The following is a 23,425-nucleotide window of genomic DNA, read 5'->3' as shown; positions in this document are numbered from 1 at the left end:
TGGTCTAGCGGGTCTTGTTGAATTCCTCGACGAGCTTTTCGTGCTCGGCGTAGGTCTTGGCGAACGACGTCTTCCCGTTGATGGCGACGAAGTAGTACCAGCCGTCCTGGGTCGGATTGATCGACGCCTTCAGCGCGTCCTCGCCCGGATTACCGATCGGCCCCGGCGGCAGCCCCTTGTAGAAGTACGTGTTGTAGGGGTTGTCGTAGTTCTTGATGGCGCTGATCGGAATGTCGAGTTCGCTCTGGTTCTTTATGTAGTTGTACGTCGAGTCGAATTCGAGCTTGCCGTAGGTCTGGGTATTGCCCGGATCCAGGCGGTTGTAGACGACCTCGGCCATCTTGCGGAAATCGTCGTGCGAGGTGCCCTCGGCCTGGGTGAGGCTGGCGACCGTGACAACGTCCAGCGGCGAATCCAGACCCAGCTTCTTCGCCTGCCCGGCCAGGTCGTAACGGGCGTAGTTGCGCTTGGCCCGCTCGACCATCTGTTTGAGCACGTCCGCCGGTTTCGTCTTCTTGTTCACCTCGTACGTCGAGGGGTACAGGAAGCCTTCCAGCGGGTCCTTTATGTCGGGGTCGTTGTCCGCCCAGGACGGCAGGCCGAGATTCTTCGCCTGGCTCTTGGCGACGCCCTGGGTCGTACCGGTCTTCAGGTCGAGCTTCTTGTCGATGCGCTCGTAGACCGCGACGGCGCGCGAGCCCTCGGGGATCGTCAGGTTGTTGCGGCTCTCCGGGCTGAGCATCAGCGCCACCGCCGAGGCCGCCGACATCTCCTTGCGCAGCGTGTAGACGCCCGGCTGGAGTCCCGCCTCGGCCTTGGCGTTCTCGGTGACCGCCGCGGTGAACGCGTCGGCGCTCTTGACGACGCCCTCCTTCTTGAGGAGCAGCCCCATCTCCATCACCGGCGAGCCGTCCGGGATCTCCACCTGCACGCTGCCGGTGCCCGCGCCCTCGTAGTCCGGCGCGGGCCCGAAGCGGTCGTAGGCGAGGTAGCCGCCGCCGGCGAGCACCGCGAGGACGACGACCGTGGCGAGCCCGCGGCCGCGCCGCTTCGGGCGCTCGTCCCGGCCGCGGCGCTCCTTGCCGCGGCCGTCGCGCCCCGACCGGCGCTGTCCGCGCGGCGCGGGGGCGTCCTCGGGCTCCTCGTCCGGGTCACCGCCGGCGAAGAAGGCGTGCTCGGGCTCCGGCTCGGGCCGGGCCGGCGCCGCCTCGTCCTGCCAGGGCTCGTCGTGCCCCGCGGGCTGCCAGTCGCCGGCCTGCGGCGGCCCCGGCGGCACGACGGGCATCTGCGCCGTCTGGTCGTGCTGCAGCTGCTGGTGCTGGGGCTGGTGCTGGGGCGGATAGCCGTCGTGCGTGCCGTAGTAGTCCGGCGCCGCGCCGCCGTACGGATCGGGCTGCTGACCGTACGGGTCGTACGGCACGCCGCCGGGCTGCCCCGCCTGCGCGTACGCGTCGTAGTGCTGCTGCTCGTACGGATGCTGCTGCTCCGGCCCGGGGGCACCCCAGCCCTGCTGCTGCCCCGCGTAGGGGTCCTGGTTCCCGTAGGAAGCCTGGCCGCCGTAGGCGCCCTGGTCACCGTAGGACTCTCCGTACAGAGGGTCCTCGGGATGCCAGGGTTCGGAGCCGTAGCCCCGGCCGTACTCAGTCATCGATCCCCTAGAGCCGCGAGGCGGTGCGCTCCGCGCCGGCAGCGCGCCTGACGTACTGACCGCCTCTTCTTGCACGCGCCACTGTTCGAACGCGGCCGGACGCGCGGAACGTTACCGTACCGCGATCAGCCGGCCGCCTCGACGCTCTCTCCAGGCGCCTGACCGGAGGTACGTTCGGTCTCCAGCGCGCTCTGAAGGATGACGACGGCCGCCGCCTGATCGATGGCGGAACGTCCCTTCTTGGCCTTCACGCCGGAGGCGCGCATGCCCTGAGCCGCGGTGACCGTCGACATCCGCTCGTCCACCAGCCGTACGGGCACGGGCGCGATGTTCTTCGCCAGCTCCTGCGCGAAAGCCCGCACCTTGGCCGCGGCGGGCCCCTCTCCCCCGTTCAGGGAGCGGGGCAGGCCGACGACGACCTCCAGCGGCTCGTACTCCTCGATGATCGCCTTCAGGCGCCGGTGGGCGGCCGGGACATCGCGTCCCGGCACGGTCTCCACCGGGGTCGCGAGGACCCCGTCGGGGTCGCACGAGGCGACCCCGATGCGGGCGTCCCCGACGTCGACGGCGATCCGCCTGCCGCGTCGCATGGTGCTCACGCGCCTCAGCCCGCCTGGGCGACGAGGCGCTCGACGGCCTCGATGGCCTCGGGCACGGCCGCGGCGTTCTGGCCGCCTCCCTGGGCGACGTCCGGCTTGCCGCCGCCACCGCCGCCGAGGGTCTTGGCGGCCGTACGGACCAGGTCGCCGGCCTTGATGCCGCGCTCACGCGCTGCCTCGTTGGTGGCGATGACGGTCAGCGGGCGGCCGTTGGTGACCGTGAACAGGGCGACCACGGCCGGGCGGTCCGACGGGATGCGGCCGCGCACGTCCAGGACGAGCTTGCGCAGGTCGTCGGCGGAGGTGCCGTCGGGCACCTGGCCGGAGGCCAGCGCGATGCCGCCCACGTTCTTGGCGCCCTCGGCGAGCCCGGCGGCGGCCTGCAGGACCTTCTCCGCGCGGAACTGCTCGATCTGCTTCTCGGCGTCCTTGAGCTTGGCCAGCACGCCGGAGATCTTCTCGGGCAGCTCCTCGGGCCGGCCCTTGACCAGCTCGGTGAGCTGCGAGACGACCGTGTGCTCGCGGGCGAGGAAGTTGTACGCGTCGACGCCCACCAGGGCCTCCACGCGGCGCACGCCGGAGCCGATGGAGGACTCGCCGAGCAGCTTCACCAGGCCCAGCTGGGCGGTGTTGTGGACGTGCGTGCCGCCGCACAGCTCCTTGGAGAAGTCGCCGATGGTCACCACGCGCACGCGGTCGCCGTACTTCTCGCCGAACTCGGCGATGGCTCCCTGCTTCTTGGCGTCGTCCATGCTCATCACCTCGGCGGTGACGTCCAGTTCGCGCGAGAGGACCTCGTTGATCTTCTGCTCGACGTCCGTGAGGACCGTGCCGGGCACGGCGGTCGGCGAACCGAAGTCGAACCGGAAGCGGCCCGGGGAGTTCTCCGAACCGGCCTGGGCGGCCGTCGGGCCGAGGGCGTCGCGCAGCGCCTGGTGCGTGAGGTGCGTGGCGCTGTGGGCGCGGGCGATGGCCCGGCGGCGCGTGACGTCGATGGAGGCGTACGCGGGCGAGCCCACGGTGATCTCGCCGACCTGGACGGAGCCCTTGTGCACGGTGACGCCGGGGACCGGCTGCTGGACGTCGCGCACCTCGATCACGGCGCCGGTGTCGGTCTTGATGCGGCCCATGTCGGCGAGCTGGCCGCCGCCCTCGGCGTAGAACGGCGTACGGTCCAGGACGACCTCGACCTCGTCGCCCTCGTGGGCGGCCGGCGCTGAGACGCCGTCGACCAGCAGGCCGACGACGGAGGACTCGCCCTGGGTGTTGGTGTAGCCGGTGAAGACCGTGGAGCCGGAGCTGTCGGCGACCTCGCGGTAGGCGGACAGGTCGGCGTGGCCGTGCTTCTTGGCCTGGGCGTCGGCCTTGGCGCGCTCCCGCTGCTCCTTCATCAGGCGGCGGAACCCGGTCTCGTCCACCGACAGGCCCTGCTCGGCGGCCATTTCGAGGGTGAGGTCGATCGGGAAGCCCCAGGTGTCGTGGAGCAGGAACGCCTTGTCGCCGGAGAGGACCGTGCCGCCGCCGGCCTTGGTCTCGGTCACGGCGGTGTCGAGGATGTTGGTGCCGGCCTTCAGCGTCTTGAGGAAGGCGGCCTCCTCGGCGAGGGCGACGGTCTCGATGCGCTTGCGGTCCTGGAGGAGCTCCGGGTACTGCTGGCCCATCGTCTTGATGACCACGTCGATGAGGTCGGCGACGACCGGGTCGGTGGCGCCCAGCAGGCGCATGTTGCGGATGGCGCGGCGCATGATGCGGCGCAGCACGTAACCGCGGCCCTCGTTGCCGGGCGTCACGCCGTCGCCGATGAGCATGACGGACGTACGGATGTGGTCGGCGACGACGCGCAGCGAGACGTCGGTGTCGTGGCCGGCGCCGTAGGCGACCCCGGTCAGGTCGGTGGCCTTGTCGATGACCACGCGCAGGGTGTCGGTCTCGTACATGTTCTGTACGCCCTGCAGGATCATGGCGAGGCGCTCAAGACCCAGACCGGTGTCGATGTTCTTGCTGGGCAGCTCGCCGAGGATCTCGAAGTCCTCCTTGGAGGTGCCCGCGCCGCGCTCGTACTGCATGAAGACCAGGTTCCAGATCTCCACGTACCGCTCGTCGTTGACGGCCGGGCCGCCCTCGATCCCGAACTCGGGGCCGCGGTCGTAGTTGATCTCGGAGCACGGGCCGCACGGGCCCGGCACGCCCATGGACCAGTAGTTCTCCTTCTTGCCCAGGCGCTGGATGCGCTCCTTGGGCACGCCGACGACCTCGTGCCAGATGCGCTCGGCCTCGTCGTCGTCCAGGTAGACCGTGATCCAGAGCTTCTCCGGGTCCAGGCCGTAGCCGCCGTCCTCCTGGGAGCTGGTCAGCAGCTCCCAGGCGTACTTGATGGCGCCTTCCTTGAAGTAGTCGCCGAAGGAGAAGTTGCCGCACATCTGGAAGAACGTGCCGTGCCGGGTGGTCTTGCCGACCTCTTCGATGTCCGGCGTGCGCACGCACTTCTGGACGCTCGTGGCGCGCGGGGCGGGCGGCTTGACCTCGCCGAGGAAGTACGGCTTGAAGGGGACCATGCCCGCGGGGACCAGCAGCAGCGTCGGGTCGTCCGCGATGAGCGACGCCGAAGGCACGACGGTGTGCCCGCGCTCCTCGAAGAAGCTCAGCCAGCGGCGGCGGATTTCAGCCGACTCCATCAGTGGTCCTCGTTTCGGTTCGGTCCGGTTGTCCGGGTGATGCGTGTCGTGGGGTGGTGCGGTTCGAGCGCGGCGGTCGGGCGGGCAGGCGGCAATTCGCGCGCCGCTCCGGTCTCCGTCAGACCGAGCGCTTCGTGCAACTGCTCTTCACGGTCCGCCATTCCGTCGCGTACGTCCAATGCAAATTGACGCAGCCGGTGTCCGGTCTCCACCGCCTTGTCCGCGGCCTGCGCCGCGAGGCTGTCGGGCTGGAGCTTGCGCAGCTTGCGGTGGACCTTGTTGGTGGCCCACACCCCGGCGGCTGCGCCGGTGGTGAACCAGAATGCGCGGCGGAACATCGCGTGATCAGTCCTTGGAGCGACGGGTGCGGCGCCCGCTCCGGCGGGCGGCGGGCAGGGTGCGGCCGACGACGACGGTGTGCTCGGGCTCGGGCGCGCCCTTCTTGCCGAGCGCGCGGCGGACGCCGTAGCCGAACGCCGCGACCTTGACCAGCGGGCCTCCAAAGGCGGAGGAGACGGTCGAGGAGAGCGCGGAGGCGTTGGCGGTGACCTCCTGGACGTCGGAGGTGATCGCGTCGACGCGGGCGAGCTGGGTGTGCGCGGAGCGGACGGTCGCGGACGCGTCGGCGAGCAGCGGCACGGCCTTCTCGGACACCTCGGAGACCATCTTGGTGGTCGCCTTGAGCGTCTGCGCGAGCCTCACCAGCACGAGGGCGAGGAACGACACGAGGATCGCCCAGAAGACGGCCACGAGGATCCCGGCCACCTCTCCACCGGACACGCGCACACCACTTTCCGACTGGTTCTCTGCTTGTCTCGTCCTGCTCGATCGGCAGACTTCGACCCTATCGCGCCGGGGCTCCCGCTCCGCACCGTGTTCCCGTGTGCCACCGCCGCTTTCCGGGGCGGCCTCGGTACGCCGGAGCACGTATCCGGGACAGAGCGGCGCGATTGTACGGTCCGCACACCTACGAGTACGCTCCGTGTGCCATGCGACGCTCCCGGGGACCGGACCCCGCTTTCCGAGACCGCTGCCACCGCTCGCCCGCGCCGGGCAATCTGCCCGCGGAGCTGAACCGGTTCGTCGGACGCGCGGACGAACTGACCGCGCTGACCGACATGGTGGCGGCCGCGCGGCTGGTCACGCTCACGGGCATGGGCGGGGTGGGCAAGACCCGGCTCGCGACGCAGGCCGGCCGGGCCCTGGCGGACGGCTTCCGCGACGGGGTGTGGCTGATCGAGCTGTCCGCCGTGCGGGAGCCGCACCTGCTGGACCTCGCCGTCGCCGAGTCGCTGGCGCTGGCCGACCACAGCGGCCGCCCGGCCCGCGAGACGCTCTGCGCCGACCTCGCCGACAGCGACCTGCTCCTCGTCCTGGACGGCTACGAGCACCTGGTGGCCGAGTGCGCGCCGCTGATCGGGCAGCTGCTGCGGCGGGCGCCCGGCGTGCGGGTGCTGGCCGCGGGCCGGCGTCCGCTGGGCCTGCCCGGGGAGCGGACCTACCCGCTGCCGCCGCTGCCGGACCCGGAAGCGGGCGAGCTCTTCGCCGACCGGGCCGCGTGCGTGGTCCCGGGCTTCACGGTCGACGAGACCAACAGCGCGGCGGTCGCCGAGCTGTGCCAACGCCTCGACGGCATCCCGCTCGCCCTGGAGCTGGCCGCGGGGCGGCTGCGCGCGCTCTCCGTGGAGCAGGTGCTGCAGCGCCTCGACGACCGCTTCCGGCTGCTGACCGGCACCGACCGGGACGCCCTGCCGCGCCATCAGACGCTGCGCACGGCCATCGGCTGGAGTCATGAGCTGTGCACGCCGCAGGAGCGGCTGTTGTGGGCGCGGCTCTCGGTGTTCGCCGGGCAGTTCGACCTGGAGGCGGCCGAGTACGTCTGCTCGGGCCCCGATCTGCCCGCCGACGAGCTGCTGGACGTGCTGGCCGAGCTGGTCGCGCAGTCGGTGGTGGTCCGCGAGGAGACGCCGGTCGGGGTGCGCTACCGGATGCTGGACACGGTACGGGCCTACGGCGCGGACTGGCTGGCGGCGCTGGACGACACCGAGCGGCTGCGGCGCCGGCACCGCGACTGGTACGTGGGCCTGGCGACCTGGTGCGAGCTGGACTGGTTCGGGCCCCGGCAGGACGAGGTGGCCGCCCGCCTCGATGTGGAGCTGCCCAATGTGCGGCTGGCGCTGGAGCACAGCCTGGAGGTGCCGGAGGAGGCGTATCTGGGGCAGTTCCTGGCCGGGACGCTGTGGTTCTTCTGGGTCGGCTGCGGCCGGCTGTCGGAGGGGCGGCACTGGCTGGAGCGGTCCCTGGAGCTGCCGGCCGACCATCAGGACGCGCGGCTGAAGGCGCTGTGGGTGACCGGCTATGTCGCGGTGCTCCAGGGCGATCCGGCCGGTGCGCTGTTCGCGCTGGAGCAGTGCCGTGCGGAGGCGGAGCGCGCGGGGAACGCGCGGGCCGCGGCCTATGCGCAGCACCGTCTGGGCTGTCTGGCGCTGACCGGGGACGACATGCCGCGCGCCGAATCGCTGCTGCGGGCGGCGCTGGCGGCCTACCGCGAGATCGGCGAGCTGAACAGCAACGTGCTGATGGCGCAGGTCGAACTGGCCATGGCGGTGGCCTTCGGCGGCGATCTGGCGGCGGCCGAGGAGCTGTGCGCCGAGGTCCGGGAGGTGTGCGCGGATCACGGCGAGCGGTGGGCACAGGCGTACGCGCTGTACGTCCTGGCGTACGCCGCCTGGACGCGCGGGGACCTGGCGGGCGCGCGCCGGCTGCTGACCGAGTGCCTGCTGATCGACCATGCCTTCCACGATCTGCTGGGCACGGTGCTGACGGTGGAGCTGCTGGCGCTGATCACGCTGGACGAGGGGGACGCGGCGGAGGCGGCGGTGCTACAAGGGGCGGCGGCGCGGATCTGGCCGTCGGTCGGGCCGCCGCTGTTCGGCTCCCAGTACTTCCACCAGCCGCACGAGCTGTGCGAGCGGCGGGCCCGCGGGGAGCTGGGCGACGCGGAGTACGAGGCGGCCGTGCGGCGGGGCCGGGCGCTGGACCTCGAAGCGGCCGTCACACGGATCCTGGGCGGCCTCCCCCGCCCGCGCGGCGGGTCGGGCGGCAGGCCCCCGGGAACCGGCGAGCCCGCCGTGTCCCCTGCCGCGAACGGCGGAGAGACGGCGGGCTGAGAGGCGGACGCGCGCCGGAATGCGGCGCGCGGGCCGTTGCGCTGCCGGGCGGCTCGCTCAGCGCGCGTAGTACTCGACGACCAGCTGCTCGTCGCAGATGACCGGGATCTCCTTGCGGTTGGGGTCCCGGTCCAGGCGGAACGCCAGCGCCTGGAGGTTGACCTCCAGGTAGCGCGGGGTCTCGCCGTCGGGGGCGTAGCCACCCTCACGCGCGACCTGGAAGGGGTGCTTCTCGCGGCTGCGCTCGCGGACCATCACGACGTCGCCGGGGCGGACGCGGAAGGACGGCTTGTCGACCTTGCGGTCGTTCACCGAGATGTGGCCGTGCACGACCATCTGGCGGGCCTGGTAGATCGTGCGGGCCAGGCCGGAGCGCAGGACGAGGGCGTCGAGGCGGCGCTCGAGCTCGATGATCAGCGCTTCGCCGGTCTTCATGTCGACCTTGCGGGCGCGGTCGTAGGCACGCACCATCTGGCGCTCGCTGATGTCGTACTGGGCGCGCAGCCGCTGCTTCTCCAGCAGCCGGACCTTGTAGTCACTGCTCTGCTTGCGACCGCGGCCGTGCTCGCCGGGCGGGTACGGACGGGCCTCGAAGTACTTGACGGCCTTCGGAGTCAGCGCGATGCCGAGCGCGCGGGACTTCTTGACCTTGGGACGCGACTGGTTCACGTGGAACGGACCTCCATGTAAGTTAGGTGAGGCTTACCTTAGCAGCGCGAGGAGACCGCATGTATCGACCTGGGAACCCCCTGCCCAGTGCTGGCCAGAGCACCGAGGCGGGTCAGCCGCGTCCCACGGAAGACGCCCAGCAGCCGACCGCCGCCGAGCGTGTGCGAACCCTCGTGGATTCCCATGCTATGGCGTCTCTGACCATTCCCGGAGTCCACGATCTCGACGAAGCCGGCTTCGCAGCGCCCGCCTGCAGAACGGTCGACGCCTCAGGAGACGTGCTACTACTGGTTCCTGGGGATTCCGCGGCCGCCCGAGCCGCCGCACACGCCCAGGACGACGACGTCACCGCAGTGATGGAACTCACGGACGTCGCGCCCGTTTCGGTGCCCCATCGCATCCGCGGACGGGCCTGGATCGCCGGCTGGCTGACCCCCGTACGCGGCGACGACCGCGCCCACGCCGCCCGGCTGCTCGCCGAGCGGCACCCCGTCGGCGAGCTGCTCGGCATCGGCGAGGCGCTGCGCCCCGACCCGCTGCCCGGCACCGACGGGCGAGGCGCCTGGATGATGCTGCGCCTGGAGGTCGGCGAGGCCACCGTGGACGATCTGTGGGGCGCGGACTCCGTCGAGCCCGAGGAATTCACGCAGGCGGCTCCGGACCCCGTAGCGGGCCACGAGGCCGAGCTGCTGCAGCACTTGCACTCCTCGCACGGCGAGCAGGTGCGCGACCTGTGCGGGCTGCTCGGCGACCGGGCCGAGCAGGTGTGCGCGGCGCGCGGCAGCGTCGTACCGGTGGCGCTGGACCGCTTCGGACTGCGGGTCCGCTTCGCCGACCCCGGCCACCAGGTCTTCGACGCCCGCTTCGACTTCCCCTCGCCCGTGCGCGACTTGATGGAGCTGCGGCGGGCGATGCACCACCTCTTCGACGCCGCGGCGTGAGAGCGTGAGCGCCCCAACGGGACCGCCCCGGCTGGTCGTAGACCGGCCGGGGCGGTACGCGTACGGGCTGCCGCCCGCGGGGCGCGTCAGGCGCTGAGCGAGGCGAGCGCCTTGTTCAGCGTGGCGGACGGCCGCATGACGGCCGCGGCCTTGGCCACCTCGGGCTGGTAGTAGCCGCCGATGTCGGCCGGCTTGCCCTGGACGGCGACCAGCTCGTCCACGATCGTCTGCTCCTGCTCGGCCAGCGTCTTGGCCAGCTCGGCGAACGCCTCGGCCAGCTTGGCGTCCTCGGTCTGCTTGGCCAGCTCCTGCGCCCAGTACAGCGCGAGGTAGAAGTGGCTGCCGCGGTTGTCGATACCGCCGAGCTTGCGGCTGGGCGACTTGTTCTCCGCGAGGAACGTGCCGGTCGCGCGGTCGAGGGTGTCGGCGAGCACCTGGGCGCGCGCGTTGCCCGTCTTCTGCGCGAGGTGCTCGAAGCTCACCGCGAGCGCGAGGAACTCACCCAGGCTGTCCCAGCGCAGGTAGTTCTCCTTGACCAGCTGCTGGACGTGCTTGGGCGCGGAGCCGCCGGCACCGGTCTCGAAGAGGCCACCGCCGTTGATCAGCGGCACCACCGAGAGCATCTTGGCGCTCGTGCCGAGCTCCAGGATCGGGAACAGGTCGGTGAGGTAGTCACGCAGCACGTTGCCGGTGACGGAGATCGTGTTCTCGCCGCGGCGGATGCGCTCCACGGAGAACTTGGTCGCCTCGAACGGGGACATGATCTCGATCTGCAGGCCCTCCGTGTCGTGCTCCGGGAGGTACTGCTTGACCTTGGCGATGAGGTTCGCGTCGTGCGCGCGGCCCTCGTCCAGCCAGAACACGGCCGGGTCGCCGGTCGCGCGGGCGCGGGTGACGGCCAGCTTGACCCAGTCGCGGATCGGGATGTCCTTGGTCTGGCAGGCGCGGAAGATGTCGCCGGCGCTGACCTCCTGCTCCAGCAGCGCGGTGCCGTTGCCGTCGAGGACCCGCACGGTGCCCGTGGCGGGCACCTCGAAGGTCTTGTCGTGGCTGCCGTACTCCTCGGCCTTCTGCGCCATCAGGCCGACGTTCGGCACCGAGCCCATGGTCGACGGGTCGTACGCGCCGTTGGCCTTGCAGTCGTCGATGACGGCCTGGTAGATGCCGGCGTAGGAGCTGTCCGGGATGACCGCGAGGGTGTCCTGCTCCTGGTCGTCCTTGTTCCACATGTGGCCCGAGGTGCGGATCATGGCCGGCATGGAGGCGTCGACGATGACGTCGCTCGGGACGTGCAGGTTGGTGATGCCGCGGTGCGAGTCGACCATCGCCAGGTCCGGGCCCTCGGCGAGCTCGGCGTCGAAGGACGCCTTGATCTCCTCGCCCTGGGGCAGGGACTCCAGGCCCTTCCAGATGCCGCCGAGACCGTCGTTCGGGGTCAGGCCCGCGCCGGCGAGCACGTCACCGTACTTGGCGAAGGTCTTCGGGAAGAAGGCGCGCACGACGTGACCGAAGATGATCGGGTCGGAGACCTTCATCATCGTGGCCTTGAGGTGCACCGAGAACAGCACGCCCTCGGCCTTGGCGCGGGCGACCTGCTCCTTGAGGAACTCGCGCAGCGCGCCGACGCGCATGACGGAGGCGTCCACGACCTCGCCCGCCAGCACCGGCACCGACTCGCGCAGCACCGTGGTGGTGCCGTCGTCGCCCACCAGCTCGATCTTCAGCGCGCCGTCCTCGGCGATGACGACCGACTTCTCGGTGGAGCGGAAGTCGTCGCCGGTCATGTGCGCGACGTTCGTCTTGGAGTCGGCGGACCAGGCACCCATGCGGTGCGGGTTGGCCTTGGCGTAGTTCTTGACCGACGCGGGGGCGCGGCGGTCGGAGTTGCCCTCGCGCAGGACCGGGTTGACGGCGCTGCCCTTGACCTTGTCGTAGCGGGCGCGGATGTCGCGCTCCTCGTCGGTCTTCGGGTCGTCCGGGTAGTCCGGGAGCGCGTAACCCTGCTCCTGCAGCTCGGCGACGGCGGCCTTGAGCTGCGGGATCGAGGCCGAGATGTTCGGCAGCTTGATGATGTTCGCCTCGGGCGTCTTCGCCAGCTCACCGAGCTCGGCGAGCGCGTCGTCGATGCGCTGGTCCTCCCGAAGACGCTCGGGGAAGCTGGCGATGATCCGGCCCGCCAGCGAGATGTCACGGCTCTCCACGGCGACACCGGCCGTCGAGGCGTAGGCCTCGATCACCGGCAGGAACGAATACGTCGCCAGGGCCGGGGCCTCGTCGGTGTGCGTATAGATGATGGTCGAGTCAGTCACCGGTGCTCCGCTCCACGTCTGCAACATTGCTCGACATCAAGATATCTCGTGAGCGGCCCCCGTTCGACAGGGCCCTGCCGAGCGGTGCCGGAACGGCCGCTTCCGCGCCCGCCTCACTCCCCCGACGGCCCCGCCTCCCCCGCCAGCCTGCTGCGCACCCGCTCCACCACGTCGTAGTACCGCGCCTCGGAGCCGTACCGCGTCGGGGTGTAGTACCGCTTGCCGTGCACCTCGTCCGGCGCGTACTGCTGCGCCGCGATGCCGCCGGGGAGGTCGTGCGGATACTGATAGCCCTTGCCGTGGCCGAGCTTCTCCGCGCCCTTGTAGTGCGAGTCGCGCAGATGCATCGGTACGGGGCCCGCCAGGCCCGCGCGCACGTCCGCGAGCGCCGCGTCGATCGCCATGTACGCCGCGTTCGACTTGGGCGCGAGGGCCAGCGCGATCGTCGCCTGGCTGAGCGTGATCCGGGCCTCGGGGAAGCCGATCATCGCGACGGCCTGCGCGGCGGCCACCGCGGTCTGCAGCGCGGTCGGATCGGCCAGCCCGATGTCCTCGCTCGCGGAGATCATCAGCCGCCGGGCGATGAACCGCGGGTCCTCGCCCGCCTCGATCATCCGCGCCAGATAGTGCAGCGCCGCGTCCACGTCCGAGCCGCGGATGGACTTGATCAGCGCGCTGGCCACGTCGTAGTGCTGGTCACCGGCCCGGTCGTACTTCACCGCCGCCCGGTCGACGGACTCCTCCAGGGTCCGGAGGCTGATCTCCTTCTCGCCCTTGGAGATCGCGGACCCGGCACCGGCCTCCAGGGCCGTCAGCGCCCGGCGCGCGTCGCCGCCCGCGATGCGCAGCAGATGCGCCTCGGTGTCCGGGGGCAGCGTCACCGCGCCCGCCAGCCCGCGCGCGTCGGTCAGCGCGCGCTGCAGCAGCCCGCGCAGATCGTCGTCGGTGAGCGGCTCCAGCGTCAGCAGCAGCGAGCGGGAGAGCAGCGGGGAGATCACCGAGAAGTACGGGTTCTCCGTCGTCGCCGCGATGAGGGTCACCCAGCGGTTCTCCACCGCCGGGAGCAGGGAGTCCTGCTGGGCCTTGCTGAAGCGGTGGATCTCGTCCAGGAAGAGGACGGTCTCCTTGCCGTATCCCCCGGAGGCGCGGCGGGCGCCGTCGATGACGGACCGCACCTCCTTCACGCCCGCGGTGATCGCGGAGAGCTCCACGAAGCGCTTGTTCGTCGCCTGGCTGACGACATACGCGAGGGTGGTCTTGCCGATGCCGGGCGGGCCCCACAGGAACACCGAGGACGGCCCGGCGGGTCCGCCCTCCCCCTCGCCCACCAGCCGCCGCAGCGGCGATCCGGGCTTGAGCAGATGCTGCTGGCCGACCACCTCGTCCAGGGTGCGCGGGCGCATCCGTACGGCGAGCGGGGACCCCGCGGGGTCCTTCTCCTGGCGGTCTTCGGCGGCGGCGGTGAACAGGTCGGGCTCCACGCTCCCGAGACTATGTCACCCCACTGACAACGCGACTGCTGCCTACAGCAGCGTGCTCCAGTACTGCGTCCACCACTTCGTGAGGATCAGCAGCCCGATCACGCCGTACCAGAGGACCGGGACGACCCAGTGGAATTCCAGGACGGCGTTCCGCAGGCCCGCCGGGGCCGGGATGATCCCGTGCTTGATGTTGTGGACCGTGGTGTACCAGAACATCAGGATGGTGATCAGCCAGGTCAGCGTGCACCACAGGCACAGCGAGTTGATGACGTACAGCGACTGCGCCATCAGCCACATGCAGAAGACCGTGCCGAGCAACGTGCCCACGTTCAGGCCGATCCAGTACCAGCGGCGGAAGCGGGCACCGGCGAGCAGGCCCATGCCGATCGCCATCACGACGCCGAAGCCGACCAGGCCCGCCATCGGGTTCGGGAAGCCGAACACCTCGGCCTGCGCGCTCTTCATGATGTTGCCGCAGGAGATGATCGGGTTGATGCTGCACGCCGGCTTGAAGTTCGGGTCCTTCAGCAGCTCGAACTTGTCGAGCGTGATGACCCAGGCCGAGAGCAGGCCCAGGGCGCTGGTGATCACCAGGAGCAGGGCGAAGGGGCGACCCGCTCCGATGGTGCGGTCGTCGACGCCGTCAGCGGCGTGGTCGGTGGGCACGTCATCAAGCGTAGTCGTCGTCATATCGCCGTTTCCGTCGATCCGGTGGTCAGTAGGGCCGTGGAGCCTCACATTGTGCCGCAACCGCCCCACCGCTCACCGTCGGAAGGACATAAAGCCACCCGCACGCGAACAGTGCTTTCATACGACGAAGGGCCCGGCATCTCGTGCCAGGCCCTCCTCGCATCCGGCACATCAGCCATCAATTGAGGAACCCACATGGCGAGCACCAGCTCCGCGAGAGCGGCGGCGGTTTAGCCGCAAAACGGGGCTCACTCAGCCCAGCTTCCGCCGGACCTCCTCGACCACCTTGTCCAGCGCGACCGGCGACTGCTCGCCGCTCTCCAGGTCCTTGAGCTGGACCACGCCCTCGGCGAGGTCGCGCTCGCCGGCGACGATCGCCAGCCGCGCGCCGGAGCGGTTCGCGGACTTCATCGCGTTCTTCAGGCCCTTGCCGCCGTACGCGAAGTCGGTCGCGAGACCGGCCCTGCGCAGCTCGGTGACCGTGCCGAAGAGCACCCGGCGGGCCTCCTCGCCCAGCGGCACCGCGAAGACGGCCGTGCTGGCGGGGATCTCCAGCTCGATGCCCTCGGCCTCCAGCGCCAGGACCGTACGGTCCACGCCCAGCGCCCAGCCGACGGACGGCAGCGCGGGGCCGCCGATCATCTCGGACAGGCCGTCGTACCGGCCGCCGCCGCCCACCGCGGACTGCGAGCCCAGCCCGTCGTGGACGAACTCGAAGGTGGTACGGGTGTAGTAGTCCAGCCCGCGCACCAGCTTGGGGTCGTCCTCGTACGCGACGCCCGCCGCGGTCAGCAGCTCGCGTACCTGCTCGTGGTACGCCTTGCAGTTCTCGCAGAGGTGGTCGCGCAGCAGCGGCGCGCCGACCAGCTGCTTCTGCACGTCCGCGCGCTTGTCGTCCAGGACCCGCAGCGGGTTGATCTCGATCCGGCGGCGGGTGTCCTCGTCCAGGTCCAGGGCGCGCAGGAAGTCCTGCAGCGCGGCCCGGTAGGCGGGGCGGCACTCCTTGTCGCCGAGGCTGTTGAGCAGGATGCGGAAGTTCTTGAGGCCCAGCGAGCGGTACGCGTCGTTGGCCAGGATGATCAGCTCGGCGTCCAGCGCCGGGTCCTCGGCGCCGATGGCCTCCGCGCCGACCTGCGAGAAGTGCCGGTAGCGGCCCTTCTGCGGGCGCTCGTAGCGGTAGTACGAGCCGGAGTACCAGAGCTTGACCGGGAGGTTGCCGGCCTTGTGGAGGTTGGCCTCCAGCGCGGCGCGCAGCACGGAGGCGGTGCCCTCGGGGCGCAGCGCGAGCTGGTCGCCGCCCTTGGTCTCGAAGGCGTACATCTCCTTGGTGACGATGTCGGTGGACTCGCCGACGCCGCGCGCGAACAGCTCGACGTTCTCGAAGCCGGGCGTCTCGATGTAGCCGTAGCCGGAGCGCTTGAGGGGTCCGGAGATCGCGTCGCGGACCGCCAGGTAGGTCGCGGACTGCGGCGGGATCAGGTCGTAGGTGCCCTTGGGGGCCTTGAAGGTGCTCACGGAAGCTTTCGTCACATTCCTCGTCGTGGCGCCCGAGGCTGCGCCTCGGCGCCGAGGCCGGCGGCCACCTGCCGCATGAAGGGGTTGGTGGCGCGTTCCTGGCCGATGGTGGTCTGGGGGCCGTGGCCGGACAGCACCACGGTCGAGTCGTCCAGCGGGAGGCATACGCGCTCCAGCGACCGGAGGATCTCGGCGTGGTCGCCGCCGGGCAGGTCGGTGCGTCCGATGGAGCCGGCGAAGAGCAGGTCGCCCGAGAAGAAGACCGGCGGAATGTCGGCCTGCTCGGGCATCCTGAAGGTCACCGACCCCTTGGTATGGCCCGGCGCATGGGAGACGGCGAATTCCATTCCGGCAAGCGCAAGCTTGCCGCCGTCCGCCAGCTCCTTGACGTCATCCGGCTCTCCCACCGTCAGCTCGCCCATCAGCTGCTGCCCGATCGACCGGCCCAGCGCCTTCTCCGGGTCGCTCATCATGTAGCGGTCCTCGGGGTGGATCCAGGCGGGGACGTCGTGCGCGCCACAGACCGGCACCACGGAGGCGACGTGGTCGATGTGGCCGTGGGTGAGGACGACGGCGACGGGCTTGAGGCGATGCTTCTTCACCGCTTCCGCGACACCGTCGGCGGCCTGGTGGCCGGGGTCGATGATCACGCACTCCTCACCCGCGGCGGGGGCGACCAAGTAGCAATTGGTGCCCCAGGCCCCGGCGGGGAACCCGGCAATCAGCACGTTCGTCCTCATCAATCGTCCGGCGGACAGATCCTGGCAGGCCCTGGCAGCGGCCCTGGCGGATCTCACAGAAACATGCTGCAAGATCTCTGCTGTTCAGAGCCTACCGGCGGGACTCCCGCCGGAGCGAACCCGTATACGGTACGGGCCACGGCAGATCATGCGGACCAAGGAGACGGCCTGGTGGTCAAGGGGGATCAGCGGCGCAAGCAGCTCGCGCGCCAGAAGTACGAGCGTCAGCTCCAGCGGCGGACGGCCGCGCAGCGGAAGACCAAGCGCCGGAACGTGATCATCGCGTCGGTGCTCGCGGTGGCGCTCGCCGCGGGCGGGGCCGTGTACGCGACGGCGGGGCTGGTCGGCGGCGACAGCAAGAACACGGCGGCGGAGCAGCGGCCCAAGGACCCGTGCGGGACGCCCGCCAAGGGCGAGCCGTCGAAGAAGCAGTGGAAGAAGGAGCCGAAGCTGACGGTGGACACCTCCGCTTCGTACTCCGCGAAGCTCTCCACCACGTGTGGCGACATCGCCATGAAGCTGGACGCGAAGAAGGCCCCGCACACGGTCAACTCGTTCAAATTCCTGGCGGAACAGGGCTATTTCGACCACAGCAAGTGCCATCGCCTGGTCGACGACGGCCTGCACGTCCTGCAGTGCGGCGACCCGACCGGTACCGGCCAGGGCACCCCGGGCTACACGATTCCGGACGAGAACCTCAAGGACCCGCGGCTCAAGGGCGGCGTCTACCCGGCGGGCACGGTCGCGATGGCCAACCGCTACGACGGGCAGAGCGAGAAGACCCGGGACACCGGCGGCAGCCAGTTCTTCCTGGTCTTCCAGGACAGCCGGTTGCCGCCCAACTACACGCCGTTCGGGACGATCACGCAGGGCATGGACGTACTGAAGAAGATCGCCGAGGCCGGGTCCACGCCCGACCCGCAGACGCAGAACACCGTGCCCAACGCCACCGTCGTCATCGACCGGGCCCGCGTCACCAAGTCCTGACAGTTTTGTGCCGCGGCCCTGGCCGTCCGCGCCGGGACCACGGAATTTCGGTCGTGCGGGATGCGGACAGCCGGGCCGCCGGTCGCCTAGATTGGCGTTGGGTAGGGTGCCTGCTCCGACGGCTGCCACCCTCACCCGCAAGAACAGTCCGTCGGACCGGCCGGGGCGCGGTCCCGCCGGACAGAAACTGTGGACGATGCCCGGGACCCCGGTGTCCCGCCGGCATCATGTGGAGGAGGCGCTGTGAGCAGCGACCCATGGGGCCGCGTCGACGAGACGGGGACCGTGTACGTGCGTACCGCCGACGGCGAAAAGGTCGTCGGATCGTGGCAGGCAGGATCGCCCGACGAGGCCCTCGCCTACTTCGAGCGCAAGTATGAGGGCCTGGTCGTCGAGATCGGCCTCCTCGAGCGGCGGGTCAAGACCACCGACCTGTCGGCCAAGGACGCCATGACCGCGATCGACCATCTGCGGCAGCAGGTCGACGAGCACCACGCGGTGGGCGACCTCGACGCCCTGCGCAAGCGTCTGGACGCGCTCGTCCAGACGGTCGAGGCCCGCCGCGAGGAGCGCAAGGCGGCCAAGGCCCGGCAGGCCGACGAGGCCAGGACGGCCAAGGAGAAGCTGGTCGCCGAGGCCGAGGAGCTGGCGGCGAGCGAGCAGTGGCGGGCGGCCGGCGAGCGGCTGCGCGCCCTGGTCGACACGTGGAAGGGGCTGCCGCGGCTGGACCGCAAGTCCGACGACGAGCTGTGGCACCGCTTCTCGCACGCCCGCTCCGCGTTCTCCAAGCGGCGCAAGGCCCACTTCGCGTCGCTGGACGCGCAGCGCGAGCAGGCCAGGCAGATCAAGGAGAAGCTGGTCGCGGACGCCGAGGCGCTCTCGGGCTCGACGGACTGGGGCCCGACGGCGGCCCGGTACCGCGAGCTGATGCAGGAGTGGAAGGCCGCGGGCCGCGCCCAGCGCGAGCACGAGGACGACCTGTGGAACCGCTTCCGCGGCGCCCAGGACGTCTTCTTCCAGGCCCGCAGCGAGGTCTTCGCGGAGCGGGACGCCGAGCAGCGGGAGAACCTCACCAAGAAGGAGGAGCTGGTCGTCGAGGCCGAGAAGCTGCTCCCGGTCTCGGACCTCAAGGCCGCGCGGGCCGCGTTCCGTTCGATCAACGAGCGGTGGGAGGCCATCGGCCATGTGCCGCGGGACGCCCGCCCGAAGATCGAGGGCCGGATGCACGCCGTCGAGCGCGCCATCCAGGAGGCCGAGGAGGCCGAGTGGCGGCGTACCAACCCCGAGGCGCGGGCGCGTGCCGCGGGGCTGACCGGTCAGCTCCAGGACGCCGTCGACAAGCTCCAGAAGCAGATCGACACGGCCCGGGCCGCCGGTAACGACGCCAAGGCCGACAAGCTCGCCCGCGAGCTGGAGGGCCGCCAGGCCCTGCTGGACCAGGCTCTCAAGGGCCTGCACGAGTTCGGCGGCTGAGCGAGCGTCCGTCACGACGGAGGGCCCCGGTACGGATCGCGTACCGGGGCCCTCCTCGCGTTGTACAGCGGCTAGTTGGGCCTGCGCGCCGAGGTCACGCGGTACACGTCGTACACGCCCTCCACACCCCGTACCGCCTTCAGGACGTGCCCCAGGTGCTTGGGGTCGCCCATCTCGAAGGTGAAGCGGGAGGTGGCCACCCGGTCGCGGGAGGTCTGGACGGCCGCGGACAGGATGTTGACGTGCTGGTCGGACAGCACCCGTGTGACGTCCGAGAGGAGCCGCGAGCGGTCCAGCGCCTCGACCTGGATGGCGACCAGGAAGACCGAGGACTGGGTCGGCGCCCACTCGACTTCGAGGATCCGCTCCGGCTGCTTGGACAGCGAGTCGACATTGAGGCAGTCCGCGCGGTGCACCGAGACTCCGGAGCCGCGAGTCACGAAGCCGATGATCGGGTCGCCCGGCACCGGCGTACAGCAGCGGGCCAGCTTCACCCAGACGTCCTCGACGCCCTTGACGACCACGCCCGGATCCGCGCTGGAGCGCCGCTTGGAGCGGCGGATCGGCGTGGACTCGGCGATGTCCTCGGTGGCCTCGTCCTGGCCGCCGAGCGCCTGCACCAGCTTCTGCACGACGGACTGGGCGGTGACATGGCCCTCGCCGATCGCCGCGTACAGCGACGAGATGTCCGGATACCGCATCTCGTGCGCGAGGGTGACCAGCGAGTCGCCGGTCAGGATGCGCTGGATCGGCAGGTTCTGCTTGCGCATGGCCCGCGCGATGGCGTCCTTGCCCTGCTCGATCGCCTCGTCGCGGCGCTCCTTGGAGAACCATGCGCGGATCTTGTTGCGGGCCCGCGGGGACTTGACGAAGCCCAGCCAGTCGCGGGACGGCCCGGCGCCCGGCGCCTTGGAGGTGAAGACCTCCACCAGATCGCCGTTGTCGAGGGTCGATTCGAGCGGTACGAGGCGGCCGTTGACGCGCGCGCCTATCGTGCGGTGGCCGACCTCGGTGTGCACCGCGTACGCGAAGTCCACGGGCGTCGCACCGGCCGGCAGCGCTATGACATCGCCCTTGGGCGTGAAGACGAAGACTTCGTTGCGGGAGAGGTCGAAGCGCAGCGACTCCAGGAACTCGCCCGGGTCCTCCGTCTCCTTCTGCCAGTCCAGCAGCTGCCGCAGCCACGCCATGTCGTTGACCGCGTCGTCCTTGCCGGCCTTGCCCTTGGGCACGTCGGTGCGGATCTTGGAGGCGCCGGCCACGGCCTCCTGCTTGTACTTCCAGTGCGCGGCGATGCCGTACTCGGCGCGGCGGTGCATGTCGAAGGTGCGGATCTGCAGCTCGACCGGCTTGCCGTTGGGCCCGATGACCGTCGTGTGCAGCGACTGGTACATGTTGAACTTGGGCATCGCGATGTAGTCCTTGAACCGGCCCGGGACCGGATTCCATCGCGCGTGCACCGTGCCCAGCGCCGCGTAACAGTCACGCACCGTGTCGACAAGGACACGAATCCCCACCAGGTCGTAGATCTCCGCGAAGTCGCGGCCACGGACGATCATCTTCTGGTAGACGCTGTAGTAGTGCTTGGGCCGTCCGGTGACGGTGGCCTTGATGCGCGCCGAGCGCAGGTCGGCCTGGACCTCGTCGGTGACTATGGCGAGGTACTCGTCGCGCTTGGGCGCCCGCTCGGCGACCAGCCGGACGATCTCGTCGTACATCTTGGGGTAGAGGATCGCGAAGGCGAGGTCCTCCAGCTCCCACTTGATGGTGTTCATGCCCAGGCGGTGGGCGAGCGGCGCGTAGATCTCCAGGGTCTCGCGCGCCTTCTTCTCCTGCTTCTCGCGCTTGAGGTAGCGCATGGTGCGCATGTTGTGCAGGCGGTCGGCGAGCTTGATCACCAGGACGCGCGGGTCCTTGGCCATCGCGACGACCATCTTGCGCACGGTTTCGGCCTGCGCGGCCTCGCCGAACTTGACCTTGTCCAGCTTGGTGACGCCGTCGACCAGCAGCGCGACCTGGTCGCCGAAGTCCCGGCGCAGGGTGTCCAGGCCGTACTCGGTGTCCTCGACGGTGTCGTGCAGCAGCCCGGCCATCAGCGTCGCCGGGTCCATGCCCAGCTCGGCGAGGATCGTGGTCACCGCGAGCGGATGCGTGATGTACGGGTCGCCACTCTTGCGCTTCTGACCGCGGTGCCAGCGCTCGGCGACCTGGTAGGCCCGTTCGACCTGGCGCAGCGTGGCCGTCTCGATCTTGGGGTCGTTGCTGCGCACGATGCGCAGGAGCGGCTCCAGTACCGGGTTGTACGGGCTCTGGCGCTGCACGCCGAGGCGGGCCAGGCGGGCGCGGACGCGGTTGGAGGAGCCGGAGCGGCCGCCGGGCTGGCCGGTGTGGCCGGGCGGCAGCGGCTTGGGGGCCGAGGGCGGGGTGGGCTTGGGCGCCGTGGCGGGAGGCCCGGAAACCGCCGGGACGGGCCCCGCGGGCGCTTCCTTCCCGCCGTTCTTCGGCGCGTCCGCGGCGCCGCCCGCGGGCCGGTCGTCCGGGCGCGCGGCGGGGCTGCCCCCGGGCGTGCGGGGGGAGAGCGGCTGGGCCTCGTCTGGCAAGAGCAACTCCTCGCTGGGACCTTTCCCGCCGGTGAACGGGCGGAAAAGAGCGGTGCCGGACCACCGGTCCACGAAGTGGCCGGGCTGCCATGGTATCCATGCCGGCAGCCACGGCTCGCCCGCGGGCCGCTGCTCCTGTGGTCACAGCAAAAGGGCACCCGCATTTATGCCGGATGCCCTTTTACCTGCACTTTGCCTGGCATTCGAACGCCGTACACGGCGCCGCGCGAGGCGGTTACCGCGGCCTCAGACCGTGATCAGCGCCTCCAGTGGCGCCCCGTCGAGCCCCGCCGCCAGCTTCTCCCGGCCGTCGAGGAAGCCCAGCTCCAGCAGGACCGCGACGCCCGCGACCTCGGCGCCGGAGCGGCGGATCAAGGTCAGCGAGGCCTCGGCCGTACCGCCCGTGGCCAGCACGTCGTCGATCACCAGCACCCGGTCACCCGGGGCCAGCGCGTCGGCGTGGATCTCGATCGTGGCGTGGCCGTACTCCAGCGCGTACGACTGGCCGAGCGTCGCCCCGGGGAGCTTGCCCGCCTTCCGTACGGGCACGAAGCCGACGCCCGCCTTGACCGCGACCGGGGCCGCGAGGATGAACCCGCGGGCCTCCAGCGCCACGATCTTCGTCGCGCCGAACTCCGCGCAGACCCCGGCCAGCGCGTCGGTCAGCTGCCCGAACGCGTCCGGGTCGGCCAGCAGCGGCGTGATGTCCTTGAAGACGACCCCCGCCTGCGGGTAGTCCGGTACGTCCGCGATCTTGCTGAGCAGGAGCTCGCGCAGCTCCGCGGGGGCGCTCATCGGCGCTTGCCCGACGGACGGCCGCGACCGCGGGTGCGGGACGCGGGCTGGCTGCGCGGGCCGGCCGACGAGCTGCCGGCCGCCGCCGGGGCGTCGTCCTGCGGCTCCTCGCCGGACTCCGCGCCGCCCTCGGCCGACCCCTCGCGGGAGTCCTCCTTGGCGGCGGCGGAGGCGCGCTTGGCACGGACCCGCCGGGCCAGCGACTTCATCTGCGGCTCGCGCTCCTTGAAGTCGGCGACCAGCGGGGTGGCGATGAAGATCGAGCTGTACGCACCGGCCGCGAGACCCACGAACAGGGCCAGCGAGATGTCGTTCAGCATGCCCGCGCCCAGGAAGCCGCCGCCCACGAAGAGCAGGCCCGCCACCGGGAGCAGCGCCACGACCGTGGTGTTGATCGACCGCACCAGCGTGGAGTTGATCGACCGGTTGGCGATCTCCCCGTAGGTGTAGCGCGACTGCTTGGTGATGCCCCGGGAGGCTTCCTTGAGGCTGTCGAAGACCACGACCGTGTCGTACAGCGAGTAACCGAGGATGGTCAGCAGGCCGATGACCGTGCCGGGCGTGACCTCGAAGCCGACCAGCGCATACACGCCGACCGTGATCGTGAGGTCGTGGATCAGCGCGATCAGGGCCGCCAGCGCCATCCGCCACTCGAAGGCGATGGCGAGGTAGAGCACCACGAGGATCATGAAGATCCCCAGGCCCAGCCAGGCCTTGTTCGCGATCTCCTCGCCCCAGCTGGGGCCGACCAGCTGGGTGTTGACGTCCTCGACCGGGACGTTCAGGTCCTTGGCCAGCTTCTCCTGGACCGGCACGGACTCCTTGGTGTCCAGCTCACTGATCTGGATCCGCAGCCCGCCGTTGCCGAGCTTCTGGACCGTGGCCTGGTGGCCGCCGGAAGCGGCCTCCGCGTCGTGCTGGGCCTGGGTCGAGGAGACGGAGGTCTTCGGGGTGGTGAAGACCGCGCCGCCGGAGAACTCGATGCCCATGTTGAGGCCGCGCACCCCGAGGCCCACGATCGCCGTGATGGTGATCAGGATCGAGACGGCGTACCAGATCTTGCGCTTGCCGATGAAGTCGTAGCCGACCTCGCCTCGGTACAGCCGGGCGCCGATGTTGCCGAGCTTGGACAT

The 23,425-nt window shown here is 70.6% G+C and carries 18 protein-coding genes; 4 read left to right on the top strand and 14 right to left on the bottom strand.

Annotated elements, in window-relative coordinates; all coding sequences use genetic code 11:
* Positions 1 to 4: 4 nt before the first annotated feature.
* The 5 genes from mltG to AB0I82_RS20670 form a co-directional block, all read right to left on the bottom strand.
* Positions 5 to 1,648 (bottom strand): endolytic transglycosylase MltG, encoded by a 1,644-nt coding sequence (gene mltG, locus AB0I82_RS20690; RefSeq protein ID WP_363258764.1) that lies wholly within the window; start codon positions 1,646 to 1,648, stop codon positions 5 to 7.
* Between the two features lie 125 nt (positions 1,649 to 1,773).
* A complete protein-coding gene (gene ruvX, locus AB0I82_RS20685; protein WP_363259075.1) occupies positions 1,774 to 2,238 on the bottom strand; it encodes a Holliday junction resolvase RuvX in 465 nt (154 codons plus the stop codon).
* Positions 2,239 to 2,252: 14 nt separating this feature from the next.
* Positions 2,253 to 4,922 carry an alanine--tRNA ligase gene (gene alaS, locus AB0I82_RS20680; RefSeq protein WP_363258763.1) on the bottom strand — a complete coding sequence of 890 codons (2,670 nt, stop codon included), beginning with the start codon at positions 4,920 to 4,922 and terminating at the stop codon, positions 2,253 to 2,255.
* Positions 4,922 to 5,260, bottom strand: a complete 339-nt coding sequence (locus AB0I82_RS20675) for a DUF6167 family protein (RefSeq protein WP_363258762.1) — start codon at positions 5,258 to 5,260, stop codon at positions 4,922 to 4,924. The genes alaS and AB0I82_RS20675 overlap by 1 nt, the downstream gene beginning before the upstream one ends.
* Positions 5,261 to 5,267: 7 nt before the next feature.
* Positions 5,268 to 5,702, bottom strand: a complete 435-nt coding sequence (locus AB0I82_RS20670) for a DUF948 domain-containing protein (RefSeq protein ID WP_245654280.1) — start codon at positions 5,700 to 5,702, stop codon at positions 5,268 to 5,270.
* 209 nt (positions 5,703 to 5,911) lie between these two features.
* On the opposite strand from AB0I82_RS20670, the gene AB0I82_RS20665 reads away from it, so the two are divergent.
* Positions 5,912 to 8,092 carry a regulator gene (locus AB0I82_RS20665; RefSeq protein ID WP_363258761.1) on the top strand — a complete coding sequence of 727 codons (2,181 nt, stop codon included), beginning with the start codon at positions 5,912 to 5,914 and terminating at the stop codon, positions 8,090 to 8,092.
* A gap of 57 nt (positions 8,093 to 8,149) precedes the next feature.
* Here AB0I82_RS20665 and rpsD read toward each other — a convergent pair whose 3' ends face one another.
* On the bottom strand, positions 8,150 to 8,761 hold the full coding sequence (gene rpsD / locus AB0I82_RS20660) for a 30S ribosomal protein S4 (protein WP_030251638.1): 612 nt from the start codon (positions 8,759 to 8,761) through the stop codon (positions 8,150 to 8,152).
* 188 nt (positions 8,762 to 8,949) lie between these two features.
* On the opposite strand from rpsD, the gene AB0I82_RS20655 reads away from it, so the two are divergent.
* On the top strand, positions 8,950 to 9,702 hold the full coding sequence (locus AB0I82_RS20655; protein WP_363258760.1) for a DUF2470 domain-containing protein: 753 nt from the start codon (positions 8,950 to 8,952) through the stop codon (positions 9,700 to 9,702).
* Between the two features lie 86 nt (positions 9,703 to 9,788).
* Here the strand turns inward: AB0I82_RS20655 and AB0I82_RS20650 are convergent, their stop codons facing one another.
* From AB0I82_RS20650 to AB0I82_RS20630, 5 genes are all read right to left on the bottom strand, one after another.
* Positions 9,789 to 12,011 (bottom strand): NADP-dependent isocitrate dehydrogenase, encoded by a 2,223-nt coding sequence (locus AB0I82_RS20650; RefSeq protein WP_363258759.1) that lies wholly within the window; start codon positions 12,009 to 12,011, stop codon positions 9,789 to 9,791.
* A 113-nt stretch (positions 12,012 to 12,124) separates the two neighbouring features.
* A complete protein-coding gene (locus AB0I82_RS20645; RefSeq protein WP_363258758.1) occupies positions 12,125 to 13,492 on the bottom strand; it encodes a replication-associated recombination protein A in 1,368 nt (455 codons plus the stop codon).
* Positions 13,493 to 13,534: 42 nt separating this feature from the next.
* Positions 13,535 to 14,182 (bottom strand): vitamin K epoxide reductase family protein, encoded by a 648-nt coding sequence (locus AB0I82_RS20640; RefSeq protein ID WP_363258757.1) that lies wholly within the window; start codon positions 14,180 to 14,182, stop codon positions 13,535 to 13,537.
* Between the two features lie 252 nt (positions 14,183 to 14,434).
* The gene (gene hisS, locus AB0I82_RS20635; RefSeq protein WP_363258756.1) at positions 14,435 to 15,697 is read right to left on the bottom strand and encodes a histidine--tRNA ligase; all 1,263 of its coding nucleotides are present in this window, start codon (positions 15,695 to 15,697) and stop codon (positions 14,435 to 14,437) included.
* A gap of 11 nt (positions 15,698 to 15,708) precedes the next feature.
* Entirely contained in the window at positions 15,709 to 16,425 is a 717-nt protein-coding gene (locus AB0I82_RS20630; protein WP_363258755.1) for an MBL fold metallo-hydrolase, read from the bottom strand.
* A 183-nt stretch (positions 16,426 to 16,608) separates the two neighbouring features.
* Between AB0I82_RS20630 and AB0I82_RS20625 the strand changes: the two genes are divergently transcribed.
* Together AB0I82_RS20625 and AB0I82_RS20620 are read left to right on the top strand one after the other, a co-directional pair.
* Positions 16,609 to 17,424, top strand: a complete 816-nt coding sequence (locus AB0I82_RS20625) for a peptidylprolyl isomerase (RefSeq protein ID WP_363258754.1) — start codon at positions 16,609 to 16,611, stop codon at positions 17,422 to 17,424.
* Positions 17,425 to 17,667: 243 nt separating this feature from the next.
* Complete coding sequence (locus AB0I82_RS20620) at positions 17,668 to 18,897, top strand: DUF349 domain-containing protein (RefSeq protein ID WP_363258753.1); 1,230 nt, start codon at positions 17,668 to 17,670, stop codon at positions 18,895 to 18,897.
* Between the two features lie 71 nt (positions 18,898 to 18,968).
* Here AB0I82_RS20620 and AB0I82_RS20615 read toward each other — a convergent pair whose 3' ends face one another.
* From AB0I82_RS20615 to secF, 3 genes are all read right to left on the bottom strand, one after another.
* Positions 18,969 to 21,497 (bottom strand): bifunctional (p)ppGpp synthetase/guanosine-3',5'-bis(diphosphate) 3'-pyrophosphohydrolase, encoded by a 2,529-nt coding sequence (locus AB0I82_RS20615; protein WP_363258752.1) that lies wholly within the window; start codon positions 21,495 to 21,497, stop codon positions 18,969 to 18,971.
* 246 nt (positions 21,498 to 21,743) lie between these two features.
* Entirely contained in the window at positions 21,744 to 22,292 is a 549-nt protein-coding gene (locus AB0I82_RS20610) for an adenine phosphoribosyltransferase (RefSeq protein ID WP_363258751.1), read from the bottom strand.
* Positions 22,289 to 23,425 (bottom strand): protein translocase subunit SecF, encoded by a 1,137-nt coding sequence (gene secF / locus AB0I82_RS20605; protein ID WP_363258750.1) that lies wholly within the window; start codon positions 23,423 to 23,425, stop codon positions 22,289 to 22,291. Before secF ends, AB0I82_RS20610 begins: the two co-directional genes overlap by 4 nt.

Source organism: Streptomyces sp. NPDC050315 (genome assembly GCF_040655775.1).
GTDB lineage: Bacteria > Actinomycetota > Actinomycetes > Streptomycetales > Streptomycetaceae > Streptomyces.
Note: the sequence above shows the minus strand (reverse complement) of the source record. Positions and strands in the feature narration are given on the sequence as shown.

Coding starts and splice junctions, on each gene's coding strand:
- mltG (WP_363258764.1), bottom strand. CDS start 1,648: ATGACTGAGTACGGCCGGGGCTACGGCTCCGAACCCTGGCATCCCGAG.
- AB0I82_RS20675 (WP_363258762.1), bottom strand. CDS start 5,260: ATGTTCCGCCGCGCATTCTGGTTCACCACCGGCGCAGCCGCCGGGGTG.
- secF (WP_363258750.1), bottom strand. CDS start 23,425: ATGTCCAAGCTCGGCAACATCGGCGCCCGGCTGTACCGAGGCGAGGTC.
- AB0I82_RS20640 (WP_363258757.1), bottom strand. CDS start 14,182: ATGACGACGACTACGCTTGATGACGTGCCCACCGACCACGCCGCTGAC.
- AB0I82_RS20665 (WP_363258761.1), top strand. CDS start 5,912: ATGCGACGCTCCCGGGGACCGGACCCCGCTTTCCGAGACCGCTGCCAC.
- alaS (WP_363258763.1), bottom strand. CDS start 4,922: ATGGAGTCGGCTGAAATCCGCCGCCGCTGGCTGAGCTTCTTCGAGGAG.
- ruvX (WP_363259075.1), bottom strand. CDS start 2,238: ATGCGACGCGGCAGGCGGATCGCCGTCGACGTCGGGGACGCCCGCATC.
- AB0I82_RS20655 (WP_363258760.1), top strand. CDS start 8,950: ATGGCGTCTCTGACCATTCCCGGAGTCCACGATCTCGACGAAGCCGGC.
- AB0I82_RS20610 (WP_363258751.1), bottom strand. CDS start 22,292: ATGAGCGCCCCCGCGGAGCTGCGCGAGCTCCTGCTCAGCAAGATCGCG.